A 23,857-nucleotide genomic window follows, 5' to 3' on the forward strand; every position below is an offset into this window, starting at 1 on the left:
GGTGCGGCTCAGCCCCGCCCGATGTACGGCATCGTCGTCGCCAGCACCGTCGCGAACTGCACGTTCGCCTCCAGCGGCAGCTCGGCCATGTGCCGTACGGTGCGCGCCACGTCGGCCACGTCCATCACCGGTTCCGGGGCTACTTCCCCGTTTGCCTGGAGGGCGCCGGTCTGCATCCGGACCGTCATGTCGGTCGCCGCGTTGCCGATGTCGATCTGCCCGACCGCGATGCGGTACGGCCGCCCGTCCAGGGACAGCGACTTGGTCAGCCCGGTCAGTGCGTGCTTGGTCGCGGTGTAGGCGACCGAGTGCGGGCGGGGCGTGTGGGCCGAGATGGATCCGTTGTTGATGATCCGGCCGCCCTGCGGGTCCTGCTCCTTCATCCGCCGGTAGGCCGCCTGCGCACACAGGAACGCCCCGTTGAGGTTGGTGTCCACCACGTGCCGCCAGGCGTCGTAGGGCAGCTCCTCGACCGGCACCCCGCCGGGCCCGAAGGTGCCCGCGTTGTTGAACAGCAGATCCACCCGGCCGAACCGCTCCACGGTCGCCGCGAACAGGGCGTCCACCTCGTCGGGCACGGACACGTCGGTGCGCACGCCGAGCGCGGCGCCCTTCGGTGCCAGGGCCGCCGTCTCCTCCAGCGTCTCGGCGCGCCGGCCGGCCAGCGCCACCGACCAGCCGTGGAGCAGCAGCTCCACGGCGACGGCCCGCCCGATGCCGGAACCGGCTCCGGTCACCACCGCGATCTTCGATTGCCTCTCAGTCATGGCTCCGCAGCCTAGGCGCGGGGTCCGTCATGCGGAATCGGATGTCCGCCATACGGTTACCTGGCGAGGGCGACCGCGTCCTCCCCCGGATACCGCACCCCGATCCGCTCGCGCACCGCGTCCAGCGTGCGCATCACCGCGAGCGTGCCCTCCAGCGGCACCAGCGGCGACTCCTTCTCGCCCGCCCGCAGCGCCCGCATGACCTCCCGCGCCTCGTGCCGCAGGCTGGTGCGCGGCCCGTCGGCCGGATCAGCGGTGAACTCCTCGGGATCGCGTCCGTCCCGGTGCAGCACGAACCGGTCCGGGTGGAAGAATCCGGCCGGGATGTCGATCCGGCCCCGCGAACCGGTGACCGAGGCGGTGACCGCCGTACCGCCGACGATCGAGCAGTGCACCGAGGCCAGCGCGCCGCTCTCCCACGACAGCACGGCACCGGTCTGGAGGTCGACGCCCTCCGGCGACAGCACCGCGCTCGCCGCGACCCCGTCCGGCTCGCCCAGCAGCAACTGCGCGAACGACACCGGATACACCCCCAGATCCAGCAGCGCCCCGCCGCCCAGCCCCGGGTCCCGCAGCCGGTGCGCCGCCGGGAAGGGGCCCGCCAGCCCGAAGTCCGCGTCCACGGTCCGCACCTCGCCGATCGCCCCGTCCGCCACGAGCGCCTTCAGCCGCCGGACCAGCGGATTGCAGTACATCCACATCGCTTCCATCAGGAAGCGGCCGTGCTCCCGGGCCAGCGCGACGAGGTCCTCCGCCTCCCGCAGGTTCAGCGTGAACGGCTTCTCGCACAGCACGTTCCGCCCCGCCGTCAGACACAGCCCGGCCGCCGCCCGGTGCGCCACGTGCGGAGTGGCCACGTAGACGACGTCGACGTCCTCGTCCGCCGCCAGCGACTCCCAGTCACCGTACGCCCGCCGTACCCCGAACCGCTCCGCGAACGCCTCCGCCGGCTCCCGGCTGCGCGAGGCCACCGCCACGATCTCCGCGTCCGGCAGATCGACCAGATCCGCCGCGAACGCCGCCGCGATCCCGCCCGTGGCCAGGATCCCCCACCGCACGCTCCGCTCCGCCATCCCGCCCCGCCATCGCTCGTGTGTGCCTCGGCAGTGTGTACGAGCTGAGAGCATAGGGGCCGGTCACGTACGAGAGGGAGGGACGACATATGCCCGAGCACCGGGCGGCATCGACACCGGAGACGGAGCGGGAGTCCGGCACCGCGCGGCCCTCGGCCGCCACCCGCCGTACCGGCCTGCTCGTCACCCTCGTCCTCGGCGGCCTCACCGCCACACCGCCGCTCGCGATGGACATGTACCTCCCGTCCCTGCCGGAGGTCACCCGCTCGCTGCACGCGCCCGCCGCCACCGTCCAGCTCACCCTCACCGCGTGCCTGCTGGGCATGGCCCTGGGGCAGTTGGTGGTCGGCCCGATGAGCGACCGCTGGGGCCGCCGCCGGCCGCTGCTGACCGGCCTCGCCGTCTACCTCCTCGCCACCGCCCTGTGCGCGGTGGCGCCGAACGTCGAGACCCTGGTCGCCTTCCGCCTGGCCCAGGGCCTCGCCGGCGCGGCCGGCATCGTCATCGCGCGGGCCGTCGTACGCGACCTCTACGACGGCGTGGCCATGGCCCGCTTCTTCTCCACCCTGATGCTCGTCTCCGGGGTCGCCCCGATCGTGGCGCCGCTGATCGGCGGACAGATCCTCCGGGTGACCGACTGGCGGGGCGTGTTCGTCGTCCTCACGGCCGTCGGAGTCCTGCTCGGCGCCCTCGTCTGGCTGCGGCTGCCCGAGACGCTGCCGCCCGGCGACCGGCACGGCGGGGGAGTGGGGGCGGCCCTGCGGTCGATGCGCGCCCTCCTCGCCGACCTGCCGTTCACCGGCTACATGCTCGCCGGCGGCTTCGCCTTCGCCGCGCTGTTCGCCTACATATCCGCCTCCCCCTTCGTCATCCAGGAGATCTACGGCGCCTCCCCGCAGACCTTCAGCCTGCTGTTCGGGCTCAACTCCGTCGGCCTGGTGATCGCCGGGCAGGTCAACGGCAAGCTGCTGGTCGGCCGGGTCAGCCTGGACAAGGTGCTCGCCACCGGCCTGACCGTGATCGTGCTCGCCGCGACCGCCCTGCTGCTGATGGCCTCCGGCGTCCTCGGCGAGCCCGGGCTCGCCCCCATCGCCGCGGCCCTGTTCGTCCTGATGTCCGCCATGGGCATCACGCTGCCCAACGCCCAGTCCCTCGCCCTGCTGCGCACCCGGCACGCCGCCGGCTCCGCCTCCGCGCTGCTCGGCACCTCCTCCTTCCTCGTCGGCGCGGTGGCCTCCCCGCTCGTCGGCGTCGCCGGGGAGCACACCGCCGTACCCATGGCCCTTGTCCAGCTGCTGGGAGCACTGGTCGCGGCGGTCTGCTTCGTGGGAATGTGCCGTCCCTGGACAGCACGGGGGACCGCCCCCGCCGGGTCGGAGGGAGACGAGAGCTGAGCGCATCGCGACTGCGCGCCGGCACACCGGAACGGGCCGGGCTCGACCCCGGCGAACTCGGGCACCTGGTCGGCGAGGTGCACGCCCTGACCGCCGGCGAGCGCCCCTGGGCGGCCGGCGCCGTCGTGCTGGCCGGGCGCGGCCCCGTGATCGCCGTGGCCGAGGCCGCGGGCTGGGCCGTGCGCTACGCCTCCTACGACCCGGAGACCGACAACGGTGTCGAACTCCCGCCCGCCGCCCGCGTCCCGGCCACCCTCGACACCCCCTTCGACCTGGCCTCGCTCACCAAGCTGTTCACCTCCGTCGCCGCCGTGCAGCAGATCGAGCGCGGCACCCTCGGCATGGACGCCCGGGTCGGCTACTACCTGCCCGAGTTCGTCGGCGCCGCCGCCTACGGCGTCACCGTGCGGCAACTGCTCACGCACACCTCCGGCCTGCGCCCCGAACTCCCGCTGTACGGCTGCCCGGACGACAGGGCCCGGCTCGCCCTGCTGCGGGCCGAGGCACCGACGGCGGAGCCGGGCACCTACCGGTACTCCGACCTGAACATGCTGCTGCTCCAGTTCATCCTGGAACGCATCACCGGCCGCACCCTCGACGTCCTCGTCCGGGACGGCATCACCCGGCCGCTCGGCATGACCGCCACCGGGTTCGGGCCCTGCTCCGGCGCCGCGGCCACCGAGGACCAGCGGCGGCCGTGGGCCAAGGCCGACCGGGGCATGCTGCGAGGCGTGGTCCACGACGAGAACGCCTGGGCGCTCGGCGGGGTCGCGGGGCACGCGGGCCTCTTCTCCACCGCGCCCGACCTGGCCGTCTTCTGCCGCGCCCTGCTCGCGGGCGGCTCCTACGGCCCCGCGCGCATCCTCGGCCCCGACTTCGTGGAACTGCTCTTCACCCCGCCCGGGCTGGGCTTCGTCCTGGACCAGCCGTGGTTCATGGGCGAGCTGGCGGGCCGCGGCGCGGCCGGCCACACGGGCTTCACCGGCACCTCCCTGGTGCTGGACCCGGCCACGGACACCTTCCTGATCCTGCTGGCCAACACGGTCCACCCGCGCCGACGCCCGGCGGACAGCCGACCGCGGGCGGCGCTGGCGACGAGGCTCGCGCGGGCGGTGATCTGAGCATGGCCTCGTACAATCGGCAGGTGAACCACCCCGCACCCCCGGCCGAAACCCTGCGCGCCGCCCTCGCCGACCTTCTCGCCGGGCTGCCGCCCACGCAGGTCGCAGGAGCCGTGGACCGGCTGATCGCCACCTATCGGGGCGACACCCCCACCCACGCGCCGATCCTGCGCGACCGCGCCGACGTCGCCGCCTACGCCGCCTACCGGATGCCCGCCACCTTCGAGGCGGTCCGCTCGGCGCTGGCCGCCTTCGCCGACGCCGTGCCCGGCTGGACGCCGGGCAGCCATGTCGACGTCGGCGGCGGAACCGGCGCCGCCACCTGGGCCGTCACGGCGACCTGGCCCGGCGCGCGCGGTGTCACCGTGCTGGACTGGGCCGAGCCCGCCCTCGCCCTGGGCCGGGAGATAGCCGCCGCCAACCCGGCTCTCCAGGACGCCCGCTGGCAGCGCGCCCGGATCGGGGCGGACCTCACCCTGGACGCCACGGACCTCGTCACGGTGTCGTACGTCCTCAACGAGCTGGCCGAGGCCGACCGGGCCGCCCTGGTCGACGCCGCCGCCGGCGCCGCGCGGGCCGTCGTCATCGTCGAGGCCGGTACCCCGGCCGGCTACGACCGGGTGATCGAGGCCCGCGACCGGCTGATCCGGGCCGGCTTCCGGATCGCCGCGCCCTGCCCGCACAGCGCCGCCTGCCCCATCGCGCCCGGCGAGGACTGGTGCCACTTCTCCGCCCGGGTCGGCCGCTCCTCCCTGCACCGCCAGGTCAAGGGCGGCTCGCTGGCGTACGAGGACGAGAAGTTCGCCTACGTCGCCGCCACCCGGCTGCCCGCCGAACCGGCCCCCGCCCGGGTGGTCCGGCGCCCGCAGATCCGCAAGGGGCAGGTGCTGCTCGATCTGTGCGAGGCCGAGGAGCAGCTGCGCCGCACGACGGTCACCAAGCGCCACGGCGACCTGTACAAGGCGGCCCGGGACGCCGACTGGGGCGACGCCTGGCCGCCGTACGACTCCGTGTCGTAGCCCGCCGTCGCCGCTTGTTACTTTCGACCCCATGGTCAACAAGCCCGCCCCCGACGCCACCCGCCGCAGCGAGAAGTCCCGCCGGGCGATCTACGCCGCCGCCCTCGCCCTGGTCGGGGAGGTCGGCTACCCGAAGACCACCGTCGAGGCCATCGCCGCCCGCGCCGGGGTCGGCAAGCAGACCATCTACCGGTGGTGGTCGTCCAAGGCGGACGTCCTGCTGGAGGCGTTCCTGGACCTCGCCGGGCAGGCGGCCCAGGCGGCAGGGCACGAGCCGGACGCCATCCCGGACACCGGCGACCTGGCCGCCGACCTCAGGGCGGTGCTGCGGGCCACGGTGGACGAGCTGCTCGACCCGCGCTTCGAGGTGCCGTCGCGGGCGCTGGCCGCGGAGGGACTGGTCAACGAGCAGCTCGGCCGCGAGTTCGTCACCAAGCTCCTCGAACCACAGCTGCAGCTGTACGTGGCCCGCTTGCGCTCGGCACAGGCCGCGGGGGCGGTACGCGCCGACGTCGACCCCCGGATCGCCCTGGAGCTGTTCGTCTCGCCGCTCGCGCAACGCTGGCTCCAGCGGACCGGGCCGATCTCGTACGACTACACGGACACCCTCGTCGAGTACGCCCTGCACGGAATCGCACCCCGTTGATCTCCCCACCGCCCCACCCGTGACCGTCGGCCTCCCGCCTTCGGCGACCCCCCCGAAGCACACGAAGCCGGGACGATGAGGCATGCTGTCCGCACAGCAGCGAGGCGACCACCAGACCGAGGGGATAGATGAGCGCGACGTTCGGCGGCCGGTCCGGCCGGCAGGGCAAACTCTCCCAGTGGCTGCTCGGACGCCGCCCGAAGGAGTCCGCCGCCGCCGACGACGGCCGTGAGGGCCTGCTGCTCGCCGCCGCCGGCGCGGGCCTGCCGCTCGCCCCCGCCGCGCACCCCGCCCCCGACTACCGCTGCTCCTGCGACCGCGTCGGCTGTCCCACCCCGGCCAGGCACCCGGTCTCGTTCGCCTGGCAGACGCAGTCCACCACCGACCGCGCCCAGATCGAGCGGTGGGCCCGGCATCAGCCGCGGGCCAACTTCATCACCGCCACCGGCATGGTGCACGACGTCCTGGACGTGCCCCTGGCGGCCGGCCGCGAGGCCCTGGAGCGGCTGCTCGGCTCCGGCGTCGAGATCGGTCCGGTCGCCGAGAGCGACGACGGCCGCATGCTGTTCTTCACCCTCACCCGCGGCACCCCCGAGGACGAGGACGAGTGGTGGCCCTGCGAGCTGGACTGCCACCCCGAGACCATGGACGAGCACCCCGGCCTGCGCTGGCACTGCCGGGGCTCCTACGTCCTCGTACCGCCCGCCCGGCTGCCCGGCGACGACCAGGCGGTGCGCTGGGTGCGCGGCCCGGAGCACCCGCTCCCGGACCCGCTGAACCTGCTGGAGGCGCTCACCGACGCCTGCGCCCGGCACGCGGGCACCGAGGGCGCGACCTGGCCTCTGCGGCACTGAGACCGGCGTTCACTCGCCCTGCGCGGACGTCAGCCCCTGGACCCGCCCCAGCATCCGCACCGGCCCGCTGCCGGCCGGGTCCAGCACGGCCTGGTTGGCGATCGACTCCAGCGTCAGGGACTGCTTCACCTCGCCCTTGACGAGCGCCTGCACGTCCTTCCCGGGGGGCGGCACGGTGGCGCCCGTATAGGCGGTCCGCTTCTCGAAGTGGTGCGTGGTGAAGAAGACCAGGGCCCCGCCGTCCGCCGTGCGCAGCGCGAGCGGCGCGTAGTCGCCGTGGTTGAGCGGCTCGTCGATGAACTGCCGGACCAGGCCGGGCTTCTTGGCCGCCTTCTTGCGGTCCGCGCGCAGCCCGCTGGTGTCGCGGCCGTCCGCGAACGCCGTCCCACCGCTCTTCAGGTAGGCGGCGTACCTCTTGCTCAAGTCGTCCGGCCGCACGGCCAGCTGCGTGGTGTCGGCCGGGACGGCCTCGGCCCAGCCGTCCTCGTCCGTCGTGAACTCCGGTACGGTGCCGGGCCTCATGAGGGTCAGATACGTCACCTGCCACCGCTCGCCGACGCCGTTGCGGGCGAAGACCAGCACCCAGCGGAAGTCGCCGCCCTTGTTGCCCTTGGCGTCGGCGACGAACCAGCGCGGCCAGCCGGCCTTCTCGGGGATCGTGTACTTCACGTCCGTCAGCGTCAGCGGGGTGTGGCCCGCGTTCCCGGACGGGTTGTTGACGTGCCCCGCCTTCAGCCGGGCGGCGTCGATGTCGGCGACGGCGCCGGTGACATAGGGCGCGTCCAGGGAGCTGTCGTAGGCCTTGTCGGCCTTGTTGTACGCGTCCGTGAACGCGGTCAGTGCTTTGGCGGCCTCGGCGCGGGTGGCGGCGGGGAGCACCACACGCTCCCCGTGCACCACCACGCATCCGCCGGCGGTGAGCGACAAAGCGGTCAGCGAGGCCGCTATGAGTGCGTTCCGGTCACGCCTGCGAAGCCGTCGACGGCTGCGTTCCCTGGTCATCGGGCTCCTTCACCTTCCCCTTTCCGGAGGCGAACCCTACCGGGGAGAGGAACAGCGCGAGCACCGGGACCAGGTACAGCGCCCACACCGTGATCTGAACGACCGTCGGATCCGGCTGGAAGTTGAACACGCCCTTCAGCAGCGTGCCGTACCAGCTGTCCGGCGGAATGGTGTCGCTGATGTCGAAGGCCAGCTCGTTGATGCCCGGCACCCAGTCGGCCTCCTGGAGGTCGTGGAAGCCGTACGCCAGCACGCCCGCCGCGACCACGACCAGCATCCCGCCGGTCCAGGTGAAGAACTTGGCCAGGTTGATCTTCAGGGCGCCCCGGTAGAACAGCCAGCCCAGCAGGACCGCCGTGGCCAGGCCCAGGGCGACGCCGACCAGCGGGCGCGGGGTGCCGTCGGAGGCCGCGTGCACCGACGCCCACACGAACAGCGCGGTCTCCAGGCCCTCCCGGCCGACCGCCAGGAACGCGGTGGCGACCAGCGCGCCCGTGCCCAGCGCGAGGGCCGCGTCCAGCTTGCCGTGCAGCTCCGACTTCAGGTGCCGGGCGGTGCGCCGCATCCAGAACACCATCCAGGTCACCAGGCTCACGGCGACGATCGACAGGGAGCCGCCGAGGGCTTCCTGCGCCTGGAAGGTCAGCTCCTGCGAGCCGAACTCCAGCGCGCAGCCGAAGCCCATGGCGATGGCGATCGCGATGCCGATGCCCATCCAGATCGGCTTCAGGGCGTCCCTGCGGCCGGTCTTGACGAGGTAGGCGATCAGGATGCAGACGACGAGCGACGCCTCCAGCCCCTCGCGCAGGCCGATCAGGTAGTTGGAGAACACGGGCTATGCCTCCTTCGAGAACAGCGTGCGGCCCCACCAGTCGTTCGCGTCCCGGACACCCGGGGGCACCGCGAAGACCGCGGAACCCACGTGCTGGATGTACTCGTTGAGCGCGTCGTGTGCGGCGAGGTTGCGCTGGAGCGGGATGAAGCCCTTGCGCACGTCCCGCTGGTAGGCGAGGAAGAACAGGCCCGCCTCCAGGCGGCCCATGCCGTCGGTGCCGTCGGTGAAGGAGTAACCGCGGCGCAGGATGGTGATGCCGTTGTTGGAGTCGGGGTGCGCGAGGCGTACGTGCGCGTCCGGCTTCATCGCCTTCAGGAACGGCGCGTCGTGCTCCTTGGCCTTGCCGACCGGCGCGCCCTCGCCCTTGTCCCGGCCGAAGATGTCCTCCTGCTCCTGGAGCGGGGTCCGGTCCCAGGTCTCGATGTGCATGCGGATGCGCCGGGCGACCAGGTACGACCCGCCGGTCATCCAGTCCGGCCCGTCGCTGTCGCCGACCCACACGAACTTCTTCAGCCGGTCGGTCTCGGTGCCCGCGATGTTGCGGGTGCCGTCCTTGAAGCCCATGAGGTTGCGCGGGGTCTGCGCGTCCGGGGTGGTCGAGGAGGTCTTGCCGAAGCCCAGCTGCGACCAGCGGATGGCGACCTTGCCGAAGCCGATCCGGGCCAGGTTGCGGATCGCGTGCACCGCGACCTGCGGATCGTCGGCGCAGGCCTGGACGCACAGGTCGCCGCCGGTGCGGGCGCCGTCCAGGTTGTCGCCGGGGAACTTGGGCAGGTCGACCAGTGCCTCGGGCCGCTTGTCCTTGAGTCCGAACCTGTCGAAGAGCGACGGCCCGAAACCGATCGTCAGCGTCAGCCGCGACGGCTTGAGCCCGAGCGCCTCACCGGTGTCGTCCGGCGGGGCCTCGGCGAGACCGCCGTACGCGCCCTCGCCGACCGCCTTCCCGGCGGCCATCCGGCGGGCCGCCGCCGTCCAGTCCTTCAGCATCTGGACGAACTCTTCGCGGTCCTCGGTCTTCACGTCGAACGCGGCGAAGTGCAGCCTGTCCTGCACCGGGGTGGCGATGCCGGCCTGGTGGGCGCCGTGGAACTCCACCGCGCCGCCCGTCTCGGCGGCCACCGGGTCCACGTCGTTGCCCACCCTGGTCATCGCCACCGCGCCGCCGGCCGCCACGGCACCGAGCGCGAGCCCGGCACCGCCCCAGCCGATCAGCGACCGACGCGACGGGTTGCTCTCCTGGGCACTGCTGGTCTGCGTCTCGGTCATCGCTTCGCCCCCCTGCTTACTTCACGACCGCGGCGGCGAGCTTGGACAGCGGCTCGGCGAGCGCGTTCACCGCGTCCGACAGCTCCTTGCGCTGGTCCTTGGTGACCTTGTCGTAGGAGACGAACGCGTACGACGTCTTGTCCGACCGGTACGTGTCCAGCAGCCCGTTCAGCGCCGCGAACTGCTTGTCCAGCTCCTTGGTCAGTGCCGGGTCGTTCTTCGCGGCGACCGGCTTCAGCAGCTCGTACGCCTTCTGTGCGCCCTCGACGTTGCCCTTGAAGTCGACCAGGTCGGTGTGCGCGTAGCGGTCCTCCTCGCCGGTGACCTTGCCGGTGGCGACCTCGTCCAGCAGCTCCTTGGCGCCGTTGGCCATGGAGGTCGGGGTGATCTCGGCCTTGCCGACCCGGTTCTGCCAGTCCTTGAGGTCCTTCACCAGCTGGTCGGCGAGGGACTTCTCCTCGGCGCCGATCTTCTTGTCCTGCCAGAGGGCCTTCTCCAGCCGGTGCCAGCCGGTCCACTTCTGGCCGTCCTCCAGGCCGTCCTCGCGGAAGTCGACCTTCGGGTCGATGTCACCGAAGGACTCGGCGACCGGCTCGGTGCGCTCCCAGCCGAGGCGGGATATGCCGTACGCCTTCTTCGCGGCGTCCAGGTCGCCGTCCTTGATCGCCTTCGCGAAGGTCTCGACCCGCGGCAGCGTCTCGTCGGCCTGGTCCTGCGCGTACGTGCGGTACTGGGCGACGGCCGTGTCCAGCTTGGGGTCCCGCTTGGCGGTCGTGCCGCCGCCGGTGACGGTCAGCTTCTGCCGGACGCCGTGGCCCTTCATGCCGGGCCGGCAGGCGATCTCGTACGAGCCGGCCTTCACCTCGGCGGTGAGCGTGTACTTGGTGCCCGGTCCGATGTTCTCCTTCTCGGAGACGATCCGGTCGTCCGGGAACAGGATCTCGACCTCGGTCGCCTTCGACCCCTTGTTCTCGATCTTCAGCGTGACCTGACCGGCCGGGACGGACTTGGTGGAGGTGTTGCACGTGGAGTCGGCCGCGGTGACCTTGATGGCGTCACCGTCCTTGGCGTCGCTCTTCGAGGTGCAGGCCGAGAGGGCGGTCAGAGCCGCCACGGTCGCGGCGGCGGTGACGGTCAGTCGGGCGGCTCGCATGCATGCTCCAAGCGATCTGGTCTGGTGAGGCTGCCCTAACTTACATGAGCCTTACCTCACCCATACCCCTGCGGGTCGTGATTCAGCTCTCACGGCCCGGCCACAGGAACGGCTTGATCTCGACGGCTTAAATGTGACTCCAAGGGGTGGTCAAGAAACGGTCAACGAATGTCCGGGGCCGCTGTGCGGGGCTGCGCCGCGTCCGACTCGGGTCACGGTGTTTCAATTCCGGAGTGACTGATTACGACGTACTCCGCGTCTTCTGCGGGCCGAGTGGCGGCTACGGCAATGAGCTGGGGGTCGTCCGAGACGGCTCGCGGATCCCGGAGCGGGCCGAGCGGCAGGAGCTCGCCGGCAAACTCGGCTTCAGCGAGACCGTGTTCGTGGACGATCCCGAGCGCGGAGTGATCGACATCTATACGCCCACCCTGCGGCTGCCCTTCGCCGGCCACCCCTGCGTGGGCACGGCCTGGCTGCTCGACGTGCCCGAGCTGGTCACGCCGGCCGGGGTCGTCGGGGCCCGGCAGGACGGCGAGTTCAGCTGGATCGAGGCCCGCGCGGAGTGGGCGCCCCCGCGCACCCTGCGCCGGTACGCCACGGCCGCCGAAGTGGACGCCCTCGACGTGCCGCCGCCTGGGGAGTGGATTTACGCCTGGGCCTGGGAGGACGAGGCGGCCGGGCGGATCCGGGCCCGCGCCTTCCCCGGCCGCGGCGACGGAATCGAGGAGGACGAGGCGACGGGCGCGGCGGCGCTGCTCCTCACCGACCGGCTGGGCCGCGCCCTCAACATCACCCAGGGCCGGGGCTCGCAGATCCTCACCGCGCCGCAGCCGCACGGGTGGGTGGAGATCGGTGGGCGGGTCTTTCTGGAGCGCTGACGCGTCCGGGTGAGGGCCCGCGCCTCCGGTCGGGTGGATTCGCGTGTGCCGCGCGAAGGCGAACGGGGACCACCGGCCGGCGCCCACTGCAAGGACTACCTGCACTGATGCGACCCGGGCCCCCCGCCGCACGCGGCACGGGGGCCCGGTCGTCCAGGGCTCACGCGCTCAGCGGGAACTCCTCGGCCAACGCCCGCAAGACCGCGGTGTTCAGTGCGAACGCCCGCCGGCACTCCGCCACGACCCGCTGCTTCTCGAGGTCGCCCACCGCTATGCCGTCCAGCAGCTCCCGGTAACCCCGCTTGAACGCCGCCGGGTTGGGGATGCCCCCGAAGACGTAGAAGCGGACCCCGTCCCCCTTCCTGGCGAAGCCCCAGGTCCGCTCCGCCCGGTCCCGGACGATCTGGCCGCCGGAGAGGTCGCCGAGATACCGGGTGTAGTGGTGGGCGACATAACCGCCGGGCCAGCGTTCGGCGCACTCCCGCACCCGGTCCGCGTACGCCCGGGTCGCCGGCAGCGCGCGCAGGCCCGCCCGCCATCCGGGGCCGCGCAGATGCGCCAGATCCCGCTCCAGCGCGGCCAGCCGGAACAGTTCGGGGCGGATGAACGGACCCGCCACCGGATCCGCTGCCAGCCTCCCGGCCCCGCTCTCCAGGGCCTCGTACACGAACCACAGCTGCTCGGTGTAGCGCGTGTACGCGGCCACCCCGAGCCGGCCGGCGAGCAGGTCGCTCATGAACGGTGACGTGTTCGCCGCCGTGTGCTGCTCGTGCGACGCCGTGCGGATGAGGGTCGAGAACGGCTCCATGGACACTCCCCGGTATGCCGACCTGTTGTCGGTAAGTTTACCGACAGGGTGTCGGAAAAACATCAGGAGCGGGGCGGGCAGCGAAAAAGCCCGCCCCGGGATGCCGGGACGGGCCTGTGGGCGGACGGGTCACGGCAGGGTCAGGATCTCCGCGCCGGTCTCCGTCACCACCAGCGTGTGCTCGAACTGGGCGGTCCGCTTGCGGTCCTTGGTGACGACAGTCCAGCCGTCGTCCCACATCTCGTACTCGTGGGTGCCCAGCGTCAGCATCGGCTCGATCGTGAAGGTCATGCCCGGCTGCATGACCGTCGTCGCGTGCGGGCTGTCGTAGTGCGGGATGATCAGCCCGGAGTGGAAGGACGAGTTGATGCCGTGGCCGGTGAAGTCACGGACGACGCCGTAGCCGAAGCGCTTGGCGTACGACTCGATGACCCGGCCGATGACATTGATCTGCCGGCCCGGCCTGACCGCCTTGATCGCCCGGTTCAGCGCCTCGCGGGTGCGCTCCACCAGCAGCCGCGACTCCTCGTCGACGTCACCGACCAGGTAGGTGGCGTTGTTGTCGCCGTGCACCCCGCCGATGTACGCCGTCACGTCCAGATTGACGATGTCGCCGTCCTTGAGGACCGTCGAGTCCGGGATGCCGTGGCAGATGACCTCGTTGACCGACGTGCACAGCGACTTCGGGAAGCCGCGGTAGCCGAGCGTGGACGGGTAGGCCCCGTGGTCGCACATGTACTCATGCGCGACCTTGTCGAGCCGGTCCGTGGTGACCCCGGGCGCGATGATCTTCGCGGCCTCCGCCATCGCCTGCGCGGCGATACGGCCGGCGATCCGCATCGCCTCGATGGTCTCCGGGTTCTGCACCTCCGGCCCGGTGTACGGCGCCGGCGCGGGCTTGCCGACGTACTCGGGGCGGCGGATGTTTCCGGGAACCGAACGGGTGGGAGACAGCTCCCCTGGTACGAGCAGCGACTGGCCATACATGCCAGCGAGTCTATCCAGCGGACATGGGGGAACATGTCGGTGGCGAGAGGAGCAGCCCATGGCCCTGTTCAAGAAGCGCACCGCCGGCAAGCCGGGCGAGTGGTACTACTGCCTGGAGCACAAGAAGGTCGAGGAGGGCCCGGACTGCCCGGGCAAGGACCGCTTCGGGCCGTACGCCTCCCGGCAGGAGGCCCAGCGCGCCATGGAGACCGCCGCCGAACGCAACCTCCAATGGGAGAACGACCCGCGCTGGCACGACGCGCCGGCGGGCGGCAACACCGACGAGGACTGATCACGCCGGTACGGCGACTCCGCCGACGGTCCGGCGCAGCGGGTTCAGCGAGGCCGCGCCGGTCGGTGAGACCGGCAGCGGCGCCGCGGCCGGCCGCTCGGTGCGGTGGCCGGACACCCTCGATGGGGTGCTCCCGCGTGTGCGGTGTGCGGTTCACCTGTCAGCCGAGCGAGTCGGGTGGGTGGGCCGGTCACCAAGGGGCCGGGGGCGGTGCTGTCAGGGCTTCTGTCAGTCTCGACAGGCGGTCGCGGAGCGTTCGTCGGCCCCGCGGAGAGGCGCCCGCGTTTTCTCCGGCCGCCGCGCTGACCAGGTGCTGCACGGTGTCCAGGTCCAGCTCCGCCCCCTCCGGCACGGCCAGCGTCTCATGGGCCATCGCGGCCAGCTCGCCCCCGCCCGCGCCCAGCGCCAGCACCGTCACCCCGGCCCGCCGGGCGTCGTGCACCCGCTCCAGCAGCGGTGCCGGCTCCTCCGGTGCCACCACCAGCAGGGTCTCCCCGCGCCGCGCCGCCGCGAGCCGGCCCGGCCCGACCGCCAGGTGCGCGGGGTCGGTGGGGCGCGCGTGATGCCGTACCAGCGTCGGTGCCAGTTCGGGCGTGCCCGACCAGGCCGCCTCGTCCACCAGGTGCGCGGCCAGGTGCCAGGGCTCGTACTCCGGCGTGCCCACCAGCAGCAGCCCGCCCCCGTGCGCCACCACCGACCCCCGCAGCAGCCCTGCGAACCGCCGGGTGGCCCCCAGCCACTCGGTCCCGGTGAGCACTTCCCGCAGCAACGCGACCCGTACGGCGTCCATACGACCGCATCCTGCCGCAATCGGGCACTCGTGACCCGGAGTTCACCCCGAATTCGCCCGACCTGGGGAGGGGCACGGACCACCCCCGTCCGAGGAGCCGCCCGATGACCGACAAGACCGTCCCCTTCCGCGCGGGCCACGAGGGATATGCCAGTTTCCGCATACCCGCGGTCGTGGCGAGCCGGTCCGGCACACTGCTCGCCTTCTGCGAGGGCCGGGTCGCCTCCGCCGCCGACCACGGGCACATCGACATCGTGCTGAAGCGGTCCACGGACGGCGGCCGCAGCTGGGGGCCGCTCCAGGTCGCCGCGAGCAACGGCACGGACCTCGCCGGCAACCCCGCCCCCGTCGTCCTCGACACCGGCCGGATCCTGCTCGTGCACGTCCGCGCCGCCGCCTCCGCCACCGAGGCCGCCATACTCCGCGGCCAGGTCCGGGACGCCGACGGGCGGCGGGTGTGGGTGCAGCACAGCGACGACGACGGACTGACGTGGTCCGCGCCCAGGGAGATCACCGCGCAGGTGAAGAAGCCCGGCTGGCGCTGGTACGCCACCACCCCCGGCCACGCCCTCCAGCTGACCTCCGGCCGCGTCCTCGTCCCGGCCAACCACACCCTGCCGCCCACCGGCACCGACACCGGCGCCGAGGCCAGGTACAACAGCGGACACTGCCTGCTCAGCGACGACCGCGGCGCGACCTGGTACCTCGGCTACCTGGACGAGAACACCGACGGCTACGTCAACGTCAACGAGACCACCGCCGCCGAACTCCCCGACGGCCGCGTCTACCTCAACACCCGCAACGACTCCCCCTCGCCCGGCAACCGCGCCGACGCCCACTCCAAGGACGGCGGAAAGACGCTCGTCAAACCCTTCCGGCCGCAGGCCGGGCTGACCGCGCCCGTCTGCGAGGCCTGCGTCCTCCAGCTCCGCGACCCCGACCTGCTCCTCTTCTCCGGCCCGGCCGACCCCGGCGGCGCCCGCGCCCTGATGACGATCCGCGCCTCCCGCGACGGCGGCACCACCTGGCGAACGGCGTTCACCGTCGACGGGCTGCCCGCCGCCTACTCCGACCTGGTCCGCGTCGACGCGCACACGGTCGGGCTGCTGTACGAGACGGGCGACTTCGGCGCCTACGAGACGATCACCTTCCGCCGGGTGCCGGTGCACCGGCTGACCTGAGCCGCTGCCGGCCCGCGGGCGGACGTAGAGTCGGGCCATGACCTCTACCGACAGCGCACAGAAGGCCCCCGCCAAGGACCCCTGGGACCTGCCCGACGTCTCCGGATACGTCGTCGGCGTGCTCGGCGGCACCGGCCCGCAGGGCAAGGGCCTCGCCTACCGGCTCGCCCGGGCCGGCCAGAAGGTGATCATCGGCTCCCGTGCCGCCGAGCGCGCCCGGGCCGCCGCCGACGAACTCGGCCACGGCATCGAGGGCGCCGACAACGCCGAGGCCGCGCGCCGCAGCGACATCGTGATCGTGGCCGTACCGTGGGACGGCCACGGCGACACGCTGAAGTCGCTGCGCGAGGAACTGGCCGGAAAGCTCGTCGTGGACTGCGTCAACCCGCTCGGCTTCGACAAGAAGGGCGCCTACGCCCTCAAGCCGGAGGAGGGCAGCGCCGCCGAGCAGGCCGCCGCCCTGCTGCCGGACTCCCGGGTCACCGCCGCCTTCCACCACCTGTCGGCCGTCCTGCTGCAGGACCCGGAGATCGAGCGGATCGACACCGATGTGATGGTGCTGGGCGAGGTGCGGGCCGACGTGGAGATCGTGCAGGCGCTGGCCGGGCGCATCCCCGGCATGCGCGGTGTCTTCGCGGGCCGGCTGCGCAACGCCCACCAGGTGGAGTCGCTGGTCGCGAATCTGATCTCCGTCAACCGCCGGTACAAGGCACACGCCGGGCTGCGCGTCACCGACGTGTGAGCCGCGAGGGGCGATGGGGGACACTGGTCGGCGTAGCAGTGTCCCCCGACAGGAGCCCAGCCTCATGCCCCGCATCGCCCTCTACCCGCTCGTCGTCTGCGTCCTCGCCGTGGCCGCGGCGGTCGTCTCCTTCGCACGCGGCAGCTGGCTGGGGATCGTCTGGGTGCTGCTGGCGGGCCTGACCTCCAACATGACCTGGTACTACGTGAAGCGTGGCCGGGCCGCCGGGCAGGGCGGGTCCGTCACGAGCTGAGCGAGCAGATCTCCGGGGTGTCCTGCCAGAAGCGGTAGTCCGCCTCGCCGCAGTACCGGGAGAAGTCGTCGACGTTCAGCGCACGCATGACCGCGTCGATCACGTCGAAGAACGCGTCGTTGACCGACGGCACCCACAGCAGCGCGAACACGAACAGCAGCCCGAACGGCGCGTACGGCTCCACCTGCCGCTTCACCTTGTACGACAGCCACGGCTCCAGCACGCCGTAGCCGTCCAGGCCCGGCACCGGCAGGAAGTTCAGGATCGCCGCCGTCACCTGGAGCAGCGCCAGGAACGCCAGCGCGTACCGGAAGTCCGCGGGCACGCCGTCCAGGGCGTCCAGCCAGAAGGGTGCCGTGCACACCGCGGCGAACAGCACGTTCGTCAGCGGGCCCGCCGCCGAGATCAGGCTGTGCCGCCAGCGGCCCCGGATGCGGCCGCGCTCGATGAACACCGCGCCGCCGGGCAGACCGATCCCGCCCATGATCACGAACAGCACCGGGAGCACGATGCTCAGCAGCGCGTGCGTGTACTTCAGCGGGTTCAGCGTGAGATAGCCCTTCGCGCCGACCGAGATGTCCCCGCTGTGCAGGGCGGTGCGCGCGTGCGCGTACTCGTGCAGGCACAGGGAGACGATCCAGGCCGCGGTCACGAACAGGAACACCGCGATGCCCGGCTGCGCGGCGAAGCCGGTCCAGGTGGCCCAGCCGGTCACCGCCGTCACGGCGAGGATCCCGACGAACACGGGACTGACCTGTCGGTCGCCGTGGCGGGTGGTGGCGGTCGTCATGGGCGAACTCCTGTGCGGCCGGAAGTGATCGGGGACTGCGACCGTACCGGCCGCCGACGCGTGGGGAAAACGTCTCGCGACGGCCGTCCGGTTCCTGGAAGGTGAGGGAATGGCTCGGATGAGGGTGTTCTACGAGAACTGGCAGCTCCAGTGCTGCGGCACGCCGTTCGCCGTCGGGGACGAGGTCGGCTGGCGGCTCGTCGCCGTCGACGGGCGGGACCCGCGGGGCGCGTATCACGGCGCCACGGCGTGGGTGGAGAACCACGGCGGCCCCGACCGGGCGACCACCGGCCGGGTCCGCGCCATCGAGCTGGTGCACCAGGAGCACACCGTCCATCCGAGACCCGTCCCGCCCGTCCCCGACGACGTGCCGCCCGGCACGGTGGTCTTCCGCAAGCCGCCGTACAGCCTCGAAGCCGTGCCCGGCACGGTCACGCTGGAGCCCGTCGACCGCTGCCCGAGGTGGTTCGAGGAGGAGGAGCCGGACCTCCAGGCCGGCCCCGGCCGGGTGCGCCGGACCCACGGCGCCCTCGTCACCCTGGACATTGCGGATGTTCCGGACGCTTCGCCGGCCGGGGCCGGTGACCGGCCCTGACGGCGGCTGAACCGCCGGCGACAGCGGAGACAATGGACCCCGTGCGCTATCGGCTGCTCGGCACCACCCAGGCGATCCGCCCCGACGGCACGGCCGTCCCGGTCGGCGGGACACGGCTGCGTGCCCTGCTCAGCGTGCTCGCGCTCAGGGCGGGCCGGACCGTGCCGACCGGCGTGCTCGTGGACGAGGTGTGGGGCGCCGACCCGCCCGCCGACGCCGCCGGAGCCCTCCAGGCGCTCGTCGGCCGGCTCCGCCGCACCCTCGGGGCCGGCGCCGTCGCCTCCGCCGACGGCGGCTACCGGCTCACCGCCGCGCCCGACGACGTCGACCTCACCCGCTTCGACCGGCTGACCGGCGACGGCCTCGCCGCCCTCGCCGACGGCGACCCGGCCAAGGCCGCCGCCGTCCTCGACGACGCCCTCGCCCTGTGGCGCGGGGCCGCCCTCGCCGACCTGCCCGGCCACACCGCCGAGGCGGCCCGCTGGGAGAGCCGCCGCCTGGACGCCCTGCGCGCCCGGCACACCGCCGCCCTCGCCCTCGGCCAGGCCGAGCAGGCACTGCCCGAACTGACCGCCCTGTGCGACGGCCACCCGCTGGACGAGCCGCTCCAGGCACTGCGGCTGCGCGCCCTGCGCGACGCCGGCCGCCCGGCCCAGGCGCTCGCCGCCTACGAGGACGTACGACGGCTGCTCGCGGACCGGCTCGGCTCCGACCCCGGCCCCGAACTGCGCGCCCTGCACACCGAGCTGCTGCGCGAGGACCCCGCGGACGCGCATCCCCCGGCCCTCCCGGGCAACCTGCCCGCCCGGCTCACCTCCTTCGTCGGCCGGGAAGCCGACATCCGGGCCATCGGCGCCGACCTCGCGGCGGCCCGCCTGGTCACCCTGCTCGGGCCCGGCGGCGCCGGCAAGACCCGGCTGTCGCAGGAGGCCGCCGAGGCGGTACGGCACACCGTCCGGGACGGCGTGTGGCTCGCCGAACTGGCCCCGGTGGACGACCCGGAAGCCGTACCGCAGGCCGTGCTCACCGCCATCGGCGCCCGCGAGACCGTGCTGCACGGCGCCGGCGTGGAGAGCATGCGTGCGGTCACCGACCGGCACGGCGACCCTGCCGAACGGCTCGTGGAGCACTGCGCCCGGCGCCGGATGCTGATCATCCTGGACAACTGCGAACACGTCGTGGACGCCGCCGCCCGGCTCACCGAGCGGCTGCTGGCCCGCTGCCCCGAGCTGACCGTCCTCGCCACCAGCCGGGAGCCCCTCGGTGTGCCGGGGGAGCGGGTGCGGCCCGTGGAGCCGCTGCCCGAGCCGGTCGCGCTGCGGCTGTTCGCCGACCGGGGCGCGGCGGCCCGACCCGGTTTCCGGGTGGACGACGACCGGGAGGCGTGCGCCGAGATCTGCCGCCGCCTGGACGGACTGCCCCTCGCCATCGAGCTGGCGGCGGCCCGGCTGCGCATGCTGACACCCCGCCAGATAGCGGACCGGCTGGACGACCGCTTCCGGCTGCTCACCTCCGGCAGCCGCACGGTGCTGCCCCGCCAGCAGACCCTCCGAGCCGTCGTGGACTGGTCCTGGGACCTGCTGGAGGCCGGCGAGCGGGACGTCCTCGCCCGGCTGTCGGTCTTCGCCGGCGGCTGCGACCTGGCCGCCGCCGAGGCCGTGTGCGGTCCGGCCGCCCTGGACGTACTCGGCTCCCTGGTCGACAAGTCCCTGGTGGTGGCCGCCCCCGCGGCCGACGGCGGCATGCGCTACCGGCTGCTGGAGACCGTCGCAGAGTACGCCGCCGAGCGGCTCGCCGAGACCGGCCGCCGCAGCGAGGCCGAACGCGCCCACCTGACCTACTACCGCGAACTCGCCCGCACCACCGACCCGCTGCTGCGCGGCCCCGACCAGCGCGCCGCCATCGACCGGTTCCAGCTGGAGTACGAGAACCTGCGCACCGCGCTGCGGCACGCCATCGCCCTGCGCGACGAGCAGGAGGCGCTGTGTCTGGTGCTGTCCCTGCACTGGTTCTGGCAGATGCGCAACCAGGAGACCGAGATCCGCACCTGGTGCCAGGAGGTGATGGCGCTCGGCCCCGACCCGTTCGCCGAGCCGGTCCGCCGGGCCCGCCCGGTGTGGCAGCGCCCGAACGCCGCCCCGCCGCCGTACGAGGACGAGGTGCTGCTGGAGGCGCGGCGCGGGGTCCATCTCAGCCATCTCGCGGTCATGGACACCGACCTGGAGGCCTGGCAGACCCCGGAGGCCAAGGCGAAGCTGCGCGCCGTGACGCAGGTCTACGAGCCCGGCCTGCCCCAGGTCTGCCGCGCCCCCGGCATGATGTGGTTCTTCGCCGAGATGCTGACCGGCGGTGCCGACCGGCTGCTGCCCATCATCGAGGCCGCCGTGCAGACCTGCCGGGACACCCCCGGCTACGAGTGGGAGCTGGCCGGCGCCCTCCAGATGCGCGCCAACCTGCTGGCCAACCGCGCCGCATGGGCCGGCGACGCCGCCCGTGACGCCGACGAGGCGCTGGAGATCTTCCGCCGGATCGGCGACGCCTGGGGGACCGCCGAGGCGCTGTCGGCGCGCGGCGAGGCCCGCGAACGCAAGGGTGCCTACCGGGAGGCCGCCGCCGACTACCGGGCAGCCATCGAGCACGCCGAACGCCTCGGTGCCCGCGCCCAGGTGGCCGTCCTGCGCGCCCGCCTCGGCAGCGTGCTGATGGAGGCGGGCGACAGCGAGCGCGGCGAACGGATGCTGCGCGAGGTCATCGCCGACCAGCAGGGCACGCACAGCGAGGCGATGCCCGCCGCCCGGCTCTTTCTGTCCTCCTGGCTCGGGCTGACCGGCCGTACCGCCGAGGCCCGCGAGCAACTCAGGCTGCTGCGCGAGGAGTTCACGATCGCGCACTTCGTCGTCTTCGACGCCCTGCTCGTCTGCCAGGAGGCATTCCTCGACGCGCTGGACGAGCGGGGCGAGGAGGCGCTGACCCGGACGCGCCGGGCACTGGAGCTGGCCACCGATCCGCTGGCCCGGGCGATCATCCCGCACCTGGACTCCATCTGCCTCACCGTGGCCGCGATGGCCCTCGCCCGCATCGACGGCGGGTGCCGCGCCGCCGACGCCGCCCGCTGCCTGGCCGCCGGCGAGGCCATGCTGCCGCCCGGGCACGTGTCCTCGGGTGTGGAGCGCCGGATGCTCGACCTGACCGAGGCCCGGATCCGCGAGTACCTCGACGGCCCGGCCTACGAGACCGCGTACGCCGAGGGCGGTGGCCTCTCCCTCGCGGAGGCCACCGCCCTGGTCTGACCGTCCGGGAACGTCAGCTCTTGGTGCGGAACTTGTGGATCGCGACCGGCGCCATGAGCGCGGTGAGCCCCACCGACCAGATGAGCGTCACCCACAGGTCGTGCGCGACCGGGCCGCCCTCCATCAGGCCGCGCGCGGTGTCGGCCAGCGTGGACAGCGGGTTGTAGTCGGTGAAGGCCTGCAGCCAGCCCGGCATGGAGGCGGGCGGCGCGAAGATCGACGAGCCGAACTGCAGCGGCATCAGCACCAGGAAGCCCATGGCCTGCACGGACTGCGCGCTCTTCATCGTCACGCCGAGCGTGAGGAACACCCACATCAGCGACGATCCGAACACCGCGGACAGGCCCACGGAGGCCAGCAGACCGGCCCAGTGCTTGATGTCGTAACCCACGAGGACGGCGACCACCATCAGCACCGCGGTCGCGAACAGCATCCGCATCAGCTCCACCGCGATCTTCGCGAAGAGGACGGAGCCGCGGCCGATGGGCAGAGACCGGAAGCGGTCCATCACACCGGAGTTGAAGTCCTGGTTGAAGCCGGTGCCCACGCCCTGGGCCATGTTCATGCCCATCATGGCCATCAGGCCGGGAACGATGTACTGGACGTACTGGTCCTGGCCCCCGCCCATGGCCTTGCCGATCGATCCGCCGAAGACGTACACGAACAACAGCGTGAAGATGACCGGGAACAGGATGGCGTCGAACATCGACTCCGGGTCCTGCCGGATCCACAGGAGGTTGCGCCGGATCAGCGCGCCGGTGTGCCGCAGATGGGACCGCAGCGAGATCGGCGTGTCCGCCTTCGCGGCGGCAGGAGACAGGGTGGCGGAACTCATACGGCGACCTCCTGGCGGTCGTCGGCGGGCACGGTGTCCTGCGGGGCACTGGCACGGTGGCCGGTGAGGGACAGGAACACCTCGTCCAGGCTGGGCAGTTCGGTGGTGATGGAGGAGAGCGTGATGCCGCGCGCGGTGACCGCCCCGACCACCGCGGTCAGCTGCTCGTCACTGAGGATCGGCACCAGCAGGGTGCCGGACTCGGTGTCCACGGTGGTGGCCGCGAGGCCGGTGATGCCCAGCTCGTCCAGCATGCCGGCGAGCGGGTGCAGCTCCAGCGGGTCGACCGGCCGCACCCGCAGGGTGCGCCCGCCGACGCGGGCCTTCAGCTCCTCGATGCCACCGGTGGCGATGACCTTGCCGCGGTCCACGACGGTCAGCTCGGAGGCGAGCTGTTCGGCCTCCTCCATGTACTGGGTGGTGAGCAGCACGGTGACGCCGTCGCCGACCATCGCCTTCACCTCGTCCCACACCTCGTTGCGGGTGCGCGGGTCGAGTCCGGTGGTCGGTTCGTCCAGGTACAGCACGGCCGGCCGGCCGATCATCGAGGCGGCGAGGTCGAGCCGGCGCCGCATACCGCCGGAGTACGTGCTCGCCGGGCGCCGGGCGGCCTCCGTCAGCGAGAACCGTTCCAGCAGCTCGTCGGCGCGGGCCCGGGCGTCCTTGCGGGACAGGTCCAGCAGCCGGCCGATCAGGTACAGGTTCTCCCAGCCCGGGAGCTTCTCGTCCACGGAGGCGTACTGCCCGGTCAGCCCTATCACGCGGCGCAGCTGCCGCGGCTGCCGGACCACGTCGTAGCCGGCCACGGTGGCCTGCCCGGAGTCCGGGGTGATCAGGGTGGACAGGATGCGCACGAGGGTGGTCTTGCCGGCGCCGTTCGGTCCGAGCACACCCATCACGGTGCCCTCGCGCACGTCCAGATCGACACCGTCCAGCGCCTTGGTCTCGCCGTAGTGCTTGACCAGTCCCCGTACCGTCACTGCGTGGCTTGCGCCGACGGGGGTGTCATCGATTCGCTTCATGACAGAGACAGTGTCAGCCCCCACCGACAAACCACCGACAGAGCACCGACAGCCCACCGACTCCCCGCTCGCCCCCGACTCCCTGCTCGCCCACCCCGCCGCCCGACTCCCTGCTCGCCCACCCGCCCACCCGACTCGCTCGGCCGAGAAGGCACCCGCCCACCCGACTCGCTCGGCCGAGAAGGCACCCACCCGGCGCGAAACGACCGGCCGAGAGAAGACCCCACCCAGCGCCGCCCGAGCCGAACGCGGTGACGGCGCCTT

24 protein-coding genes are annotated in these 23,857 nt (G+C 72.8%); 12 read left to right on the forward strand and 12 right to left on the reverse strand.

Annotated features, from left to right (window positions below; all coding sequences use genetic code 11):
• Positions 1-8: 8 nt before the first annotated feature.
• Entirely contained in the window at positions 9-767 is a 759-nt protein-coding gene (locus ACZ7DL_RS11790; RefSeq protein ID WP_470773516.1) for an SDR family oxidoreductase, read from the reverse strand.
• Between the two features lie 56 nt (positions 768-823).
• Positions 824-1,840 (reverse strand): Gfo/Idh/MocA family protein, encoded by a 1,017-nt coding sequence (locus ACZ7DL_RS11795; RefSeq protein WP_470773517.1) that lies wholly within the window; start codon positions 1,838-1,840, stop codon positions 824-826.
• Positions 1,841-1,929: 89 nt separating this feature from the next.
• Between ACZ7DL_RS11795 and ACZ7DL_RS11800 the strand changes: the two genes are divergently transcribed.
• The 5 genes from ACZ7DL_RS11800 to ACZ7DL_RS11820 all read left to right on the forward strand — a co-directional run bounded on the left by ACZ7DL_RS11800 (position 1,930) and on the right by ACZ7DL_RS11820 (position 6,874).
• Positions 1,930-3,234, forward strand: coding sequence for a multidrug effflux MFS transporter (locus ACZ7DL_RS11800; RefSeq protein ID WP_470773519.1), 1,305 nt, complete (start codon positions 1,930-1,932; stop codon positions 3,232-3,234).
• Positions 3,174-4,355: a serine hydrolase domain-containing protein gene (locus ACZ7DL_RS11805; RefSeq protein ID WP_470773520.1), complete on the forward strand. Its 1,182-nt coding sequence runs from the start codon at positions 3,174-3,176 to the stop codon at positions 4,353-4,355. The genes ACZ7DL_RS11800 and ACZ7DL_RS11805 overlap by 61 nt, the downstream gene beginning before the upstream one ends.
• A gap of 23 nt (positions 4,356-4,378) precedes the next feature.
• Positions 4,379-5,374, forward strand: a complete 996-nt coding sequence (locus tag ACZ7DL_RS11810) for a small ribosomal subunit Rsm22 family protein (RefSeq protein ID WP_470773521.1) — start codon at positions 4,379-4,381, stop codon at positions 5,372-5,374.
• A 31-nt stretch (positions 5,375-5,405) separates the two neighbouring features.
• Positions 5,406-6,020, forward strand: a complete 615-nt coding sequence (locus tag ACZ7DL_RS11815) for a TetR/AcrR family transcriptional regulator (RefSeq protein WP_470773522.1) — start codon at positions 5,406-5,408, stop codon at positions 6,018-6,020.
• Positions 6,021-6,148: 128 nt separating this feature from the next.
• Positions 6,149-6,874, forward strand: a complete 726-nt coding sequence (locus tag ACZ7DL_RS11820; protein ID WP_470773524.1) for a bifunctional DNA primase/polymerase — start codon at positions 6,149-6,151, stop codon at positions 6,872-6,874.
• Positions 6,875-6,883: 9 nt separating this feature from the next.
• On the opposite strand, the gene ACZ7DL_RS11825 is transcribed toward ACZ7DL_RS11820, so the two are convergent.
• From ACZ7DL_RS11825 to efeO, 4 genes are read right to left on the reverse strand one after another with little or no spacing between them, the layout of a single operon-like run.
• Positions 6,884-7,876 carry an SCO2278 family lipoprotein gene (locus tag ACZ7DL_RS11825; RefSeq protein ID WP_470773526.1) on the reverse strand — a complete coding sequence of 331 codons (993 nt, stop codon included), beginning with the start codon at positions 7,874-7,876 and terminating at the stop codon, positions 6,884-6,886.
• Complete coding sequence (gene efeU / locus ACZ7DL_RS11830; RefSeq protein WP_470773529.1) at positions 7,836-8,708, reverse strand: iron uptake transporter permease EfeU; 873 nt, start codon at positions 8,706-8,708, stop codon at positions 7,836-7,838. Before efeU ends, ACZ7DL_RS11825 begins: the two co-directional genes overlap by 41 nt.
• A 3-nt stretch (positions 8,709-8,711) precedes the next feature.
• Positions 8,712-9,977 (reverse strand): iron uptake transporter deferrochelatase/peroxidase subunit, encoded by a 1,266-nt coding sequence (gene efeB / locus ACZ7DL_RS11835; protein ID WP_470773530.1) that lies wholly within the window; start codon positions 9,975-9,977, stop codon positions 8,712-8,714.
• 16 nt (positions 9,978-9,993) lie between these two features.
• Positions 9,994-11,130 carry an iron uptake system protein EfeO gene (gene efeO / locus ACZ7DL_RS11840; protein ID WP_470773532.1) on the reverse strand — a complete coding sequence of 379 codons (1,137 nt, stop codon included), beginning with the start codon at positions 11,128-11,130 and terminating at the stop codon, positions 9,994-9,996.
• Between the two features lie 233 nt (positions 11,131-11,363).
• Here efeO and ACZ7DL_RS11845 point away from each other — a divergent pair, with 233 nt between their 5' ends.
• Positions 11,364-12,008: a PhzF family phenazine biosynthesis protein gene (locus ACZ7DL_RS11845; RefSeq protein ID WP_470773534.1), complete on the forward strand. Its 645-nt coding sequence runs from the start codon at positions 11,364-11,366 to the stop codon at positions 12,006-12,008.
• 160 nt (positions 12,009-12,168) lie between these two features.
• Here the strand turns inward: ACZ7DL_RS11845 and ACZ7DL_RS11850 are convergent, their stop codons facing one another.
• Positions 12,169-12,816, reverse strand: a complete 648-nt coding sequence (locus tag ACZ7DL_RS11850) for a biliverdin-producing heme oxygenase (protein WP_470773536.1) — start codon at positions 12,814-12,816, stop codon at positions 12,169-12,171.
• A 129-nt stretch (positions 12,817-12,945) separates the two neighbouring features.
• Positions 12,946-13,803 carry a type I methionyl aminopeptidase gene (gene map, locus ACZ7DL_RS11855; RefSeq protein WP_470773538.1) on the reverse strand — a complete coding sequence of 286 codons (858 nt, stop codon included), beginning with the start codon at positions 13,801-13,803 and terminating at the stop codon, positions 12,946-12,948.
• 58 nt (positions 13,804-13,861) lie between these two features.
• On the opposite strand from map, the gene ACZ7DL_RS11860 reads away from it, so the two are divergent.
• Entirely contained in the window at positions 13,862-14,095 is a 234-nt protein-coding gene (locus ACZ7DL_RS11860) for a hypothetical protein (protein ID WP_470773541.1), read from the forward strand.
• A 190-nt stretch (positions 14,096-14,285) separates the two neighbouring features.
• On the opposite strand, the gene ACZ7DL_RS11865 is transcribed toward ACZ7DL_RS11860, so the two are convergent.
• Positions 14,286-14,885, reverse strand: a complete 600-nt coding sequence (locus tag ACZ7DL_RS11865; RefSeq protein ID WP_470773542.1) for a hypothetical protein — start codon at positions 14,883-14,885, stop codon at positions 14,286-14,288.
• A gap of 104 nt (positions 14,886-14,989) precedes the next feature.
• On the opposite strand from ACZ7DL_RS11865, the gene ACZ7DL_RS11870 reads away from it, so the two are divergent.
• The 3 genes from ACZ7DL_RS11870 to ACZ7DL_RS11880 are packed head-to-tail and all read left to right on the forward strand — an operon-like array spanning position 14,990 to position 17,061.
• The gene (locus tag ACZ7DL_RS11870) at positions 14,990-16,066 is read left to right on the forward strand and encodes a sialidase family protein (RefSeq protein WP_470773545.1); all 1,077 of its coding nucleotides are present in this window, start codon (positions 14,990-14,992) and stop codon (positions 16,064-16,066) included.
• 37 nt (positions 16,067-16,103) lie between these two features.
• Positions 16,104-16,808, forward strand: coding sequence for an NADPH-dependent F420 reductase (npdG, locus tag ACZ7DL_RS11875; protein ID WP_470773547.1), 705 nt, complete (start codon positions 16,104-16,106; stop codon positions 16,806-16,808).
• A gap of 13 nt (positions 16,809-16,821) precedes the next feature.
• Positions 16,822-17,061: a hypothetical protein gene (locus ACZ7DL_RS11880; protein WP_470773548.1), complete on the forward strand. Its 240-nt coding sequence runs from the start codon at positions 16,822-16,824 to the stop codon at positions 17,059-17,061.
• Here ACZ7DL_RS11880 and ACZ7DL_RS11885 read toward each other — a convergent pair.
• Positions 17,051-17,851, reverse strand: a complete 801-nt coding sequence (locus tag ACZ7DL_RS11885) for a site-2 protease family protein (protein WP_470773549.1) — start codon at positions 17,849-17,851, stop codon at positions 17,051-17,053. The two genes, ACZ7DL_RS11880 and ACZ7DL_RS11885, sit on opposite strands and share 11 nt — an antisense overlap.
• 109 nt (positions 17,852-17,960) lie before the next feature.
• On the opposite strand from ACZ7DL_RS11885, the gene ACZ7DL_RS11890 reads away from it, so the two are divergent.
• Together ACZ7DL_RS11890 and ACZ7DL_RS11895 are read left to right on the forward strand one after the other, a co-directional pair.
• Positions 17,961-18,446, forward strand: a complete 486-nt coding sequence (locus tag ACZ7DL_RS11890; protein ID WP_470773550.1) for a DUF6578 domain-containing protein — start codon at positions 17,961-17,963, stop codon at positions 18,444-18,446.
• Between the two features lie 32 nt (positions 18,447-18,478).
• Entirely contained in the window at positions 18,479-21,736 is a 3,258-nt protein-coding gene (locus ACZ7DL_RS11895) for a BTAD domain-containing putative transcriptional regulator (RefSeq protein WP_470773553.1), read from the forward strand.
• Between the two features lie 13 nt (positions 21,737-21,749).
• Here the strand turns inward: ACZ7DL_RS11895 and ACZ7DL_RS11900 are convergent, their stop codons facing one another.
• Together ACZ7DL_RS11900 and ACZ7DL_RS11905 are read right to left on the reverse strand one after the other, a co-directional pair.
• The gene (locus tag ACZ7DL_RS11900) at positions 21,750-22,571 is read right to left on the reverse strand and encodes an ABC transporter permease (protein WP_470773554.1); all 822 of its coding nucleotides are present in this window, start codon (positions 22,569-22,571) and stop codon (positions 21,750-21,752) included.
• Positions 22,568-23,593, reverse strand: a complete 1,026-nt coding sequence (locus ACZ7DL_RS11905; RefSeq protein WP_470773555.1) for an ATP-binding cassette domain-containing protein — start codon at positions 23,591-23,593, stop codon at positions 22,568-22,570. Before ACZ7DL_RS11905 ends, ACZ7DL_RS11900 begins: the two co-directional genes overlap by 4 nt.
• Positions 23,594-23,857: the final 264 nt, after the last annotated feature.

This window comes from Streptomyces sp. NPDC036984 (genome assembly GCF_055607665.1).

Coding starts and splice junctions, on each gene's coding strand:
- ACZ7DL_RS11795 (WP_470773517.1), bottom strand. CDS start 1,840: ATGGCGGAGCGGAGCGTGCGGTGGGGGATCCTGGCCACGGGCGGGATC.
- ACZ7DL_RS11860 (WP_470773541.1), top strand. CDS start 13,862: ATGGCCCTGTTCAAGAAGCGCACCGCCGGCAAGCCGGGCGAGTGGTAC.
- ACZ7DL_RS11800 (WP_470773519.1), top strand. CDS start 1,930: ATGCCCGAGCACCGGGCGGCATCGACACCGGAGACGGAGCGGGAGTCC.
- ACZ7DL_RS11815 (WP_470773522.1), top strand. CDS start 5,406: ATGGTCAACAAGCCCGCCCCCGACGCCACCCGCCGCAGCGAGAAGTCC.
- ACZ7DL_RS11880 (WP_470773548.1), top strand. CDS start 16,822: ATGGGGGACACTGGTCGGCGTAGCAGTGTCCCCCGACAGGAGCCCAGC.
- ACZ7DL_RS11905 (WP_470773555.1), bottom strand. CDS start 23,593: ATGAAGCGAATCGATGACACCCCCGTCGGCGCAAGCCACGCAGTGACG.
- ACZ7DL_RS11790 (WP_470773516.1), bottom strand. CDS start 767: ATGACTGAGAGGCAATCGAAGATCGCGGTGGTGACCGGAGCCGGTTCC.
- efeO (WP_470773532.1), bottom strand. CDS start 11,130: ATGCGAGCCGCCCGACTGACCGTCACCGCCGCCGCGACCGTGGCGGCT.
- ACZ7DL_RS11895 (WP_470773553.1), top strand. CDS start 18,479: ATGGACCCCGTGCGCTATCGGCTGCTCGGCACCACCCAGGCGATCCGC.
- ACZ7DL_RS11825 (WP_470773526.1), bottom strand. CDS start 7,876: ATGACCAGGGAACGCAGCCGTCGACGGCTTCGCAGGCGTGACCGGAAC.
- ACZ7DL_RS11850 (WP_470773536.1), bottom strand. CDS start 12,816: ATGGAGCCGTTCTCGACCCTCATCCGCACGGCGTCGCACGAGCAGCAC.
- ACZ7DL_RS11820 (WP_470773524.1), top strand. CDS start 6,149: ATGAGCGCGACGTTCGGCGGCCGGTCCGGCCGGCAGGGCAAACTCTCC.
- npdG (WP_470773547.1), top strand. CDS start 16,104: ATGACCTCTACCGACAGCGCACAGAAGGCCCCCGCCAAGGACCCCTGG.
- map (WP_470773538.1), bottom strand. CDS start 13,803: ATGTATGGCCAGTCGCTGCTCGTACCAGGGGAGCTGTCTCCCACCCGT.
- efeB (WP_470773530.1), bottom strand. CDS start 9,977: ATGACCGAGACGCAGACCAGCAGTGCCCAGGAGAGCAACCCGTCGCGT.
- ACZ7DL_RS11890 (WP_470773550.1), top strand. CDS start 17,961: ATGGCTCGGATGAGGGTGTTCTACGAGAACTGGCAGCTCCAGTGCTGC.
- ACZ7DL_RS11885 (WP_470773549.1), bottom strand. CDS start 17,851: ATGACGACCGCCACCACCCGCCACGGCGACCGACAGGTCAGTCCCGTG.
- ACZ7DL_RS11900 (WP_470773554.1), bottom strand. CDS start 22,571: ATGAGTTCCGCCACCCTGTCTCCTGCCGCCGCGAAGGCGGACACGCCG.
- ACZ7DL_RS11865 (WP_470773542.1), bottom strand. CDS start 14,885: ATGGACGCCGTACGGGTCGCGTTGCTGCGGGAAGTGCTCACCGGGACC.
- ACZ7DL_RS11870 (WP_470773545.1), top strand. CDS start 14,990: ATGACCGACAAGACCGTCCCCTTCCGCGCGGGCCACGAGGGATATGCC.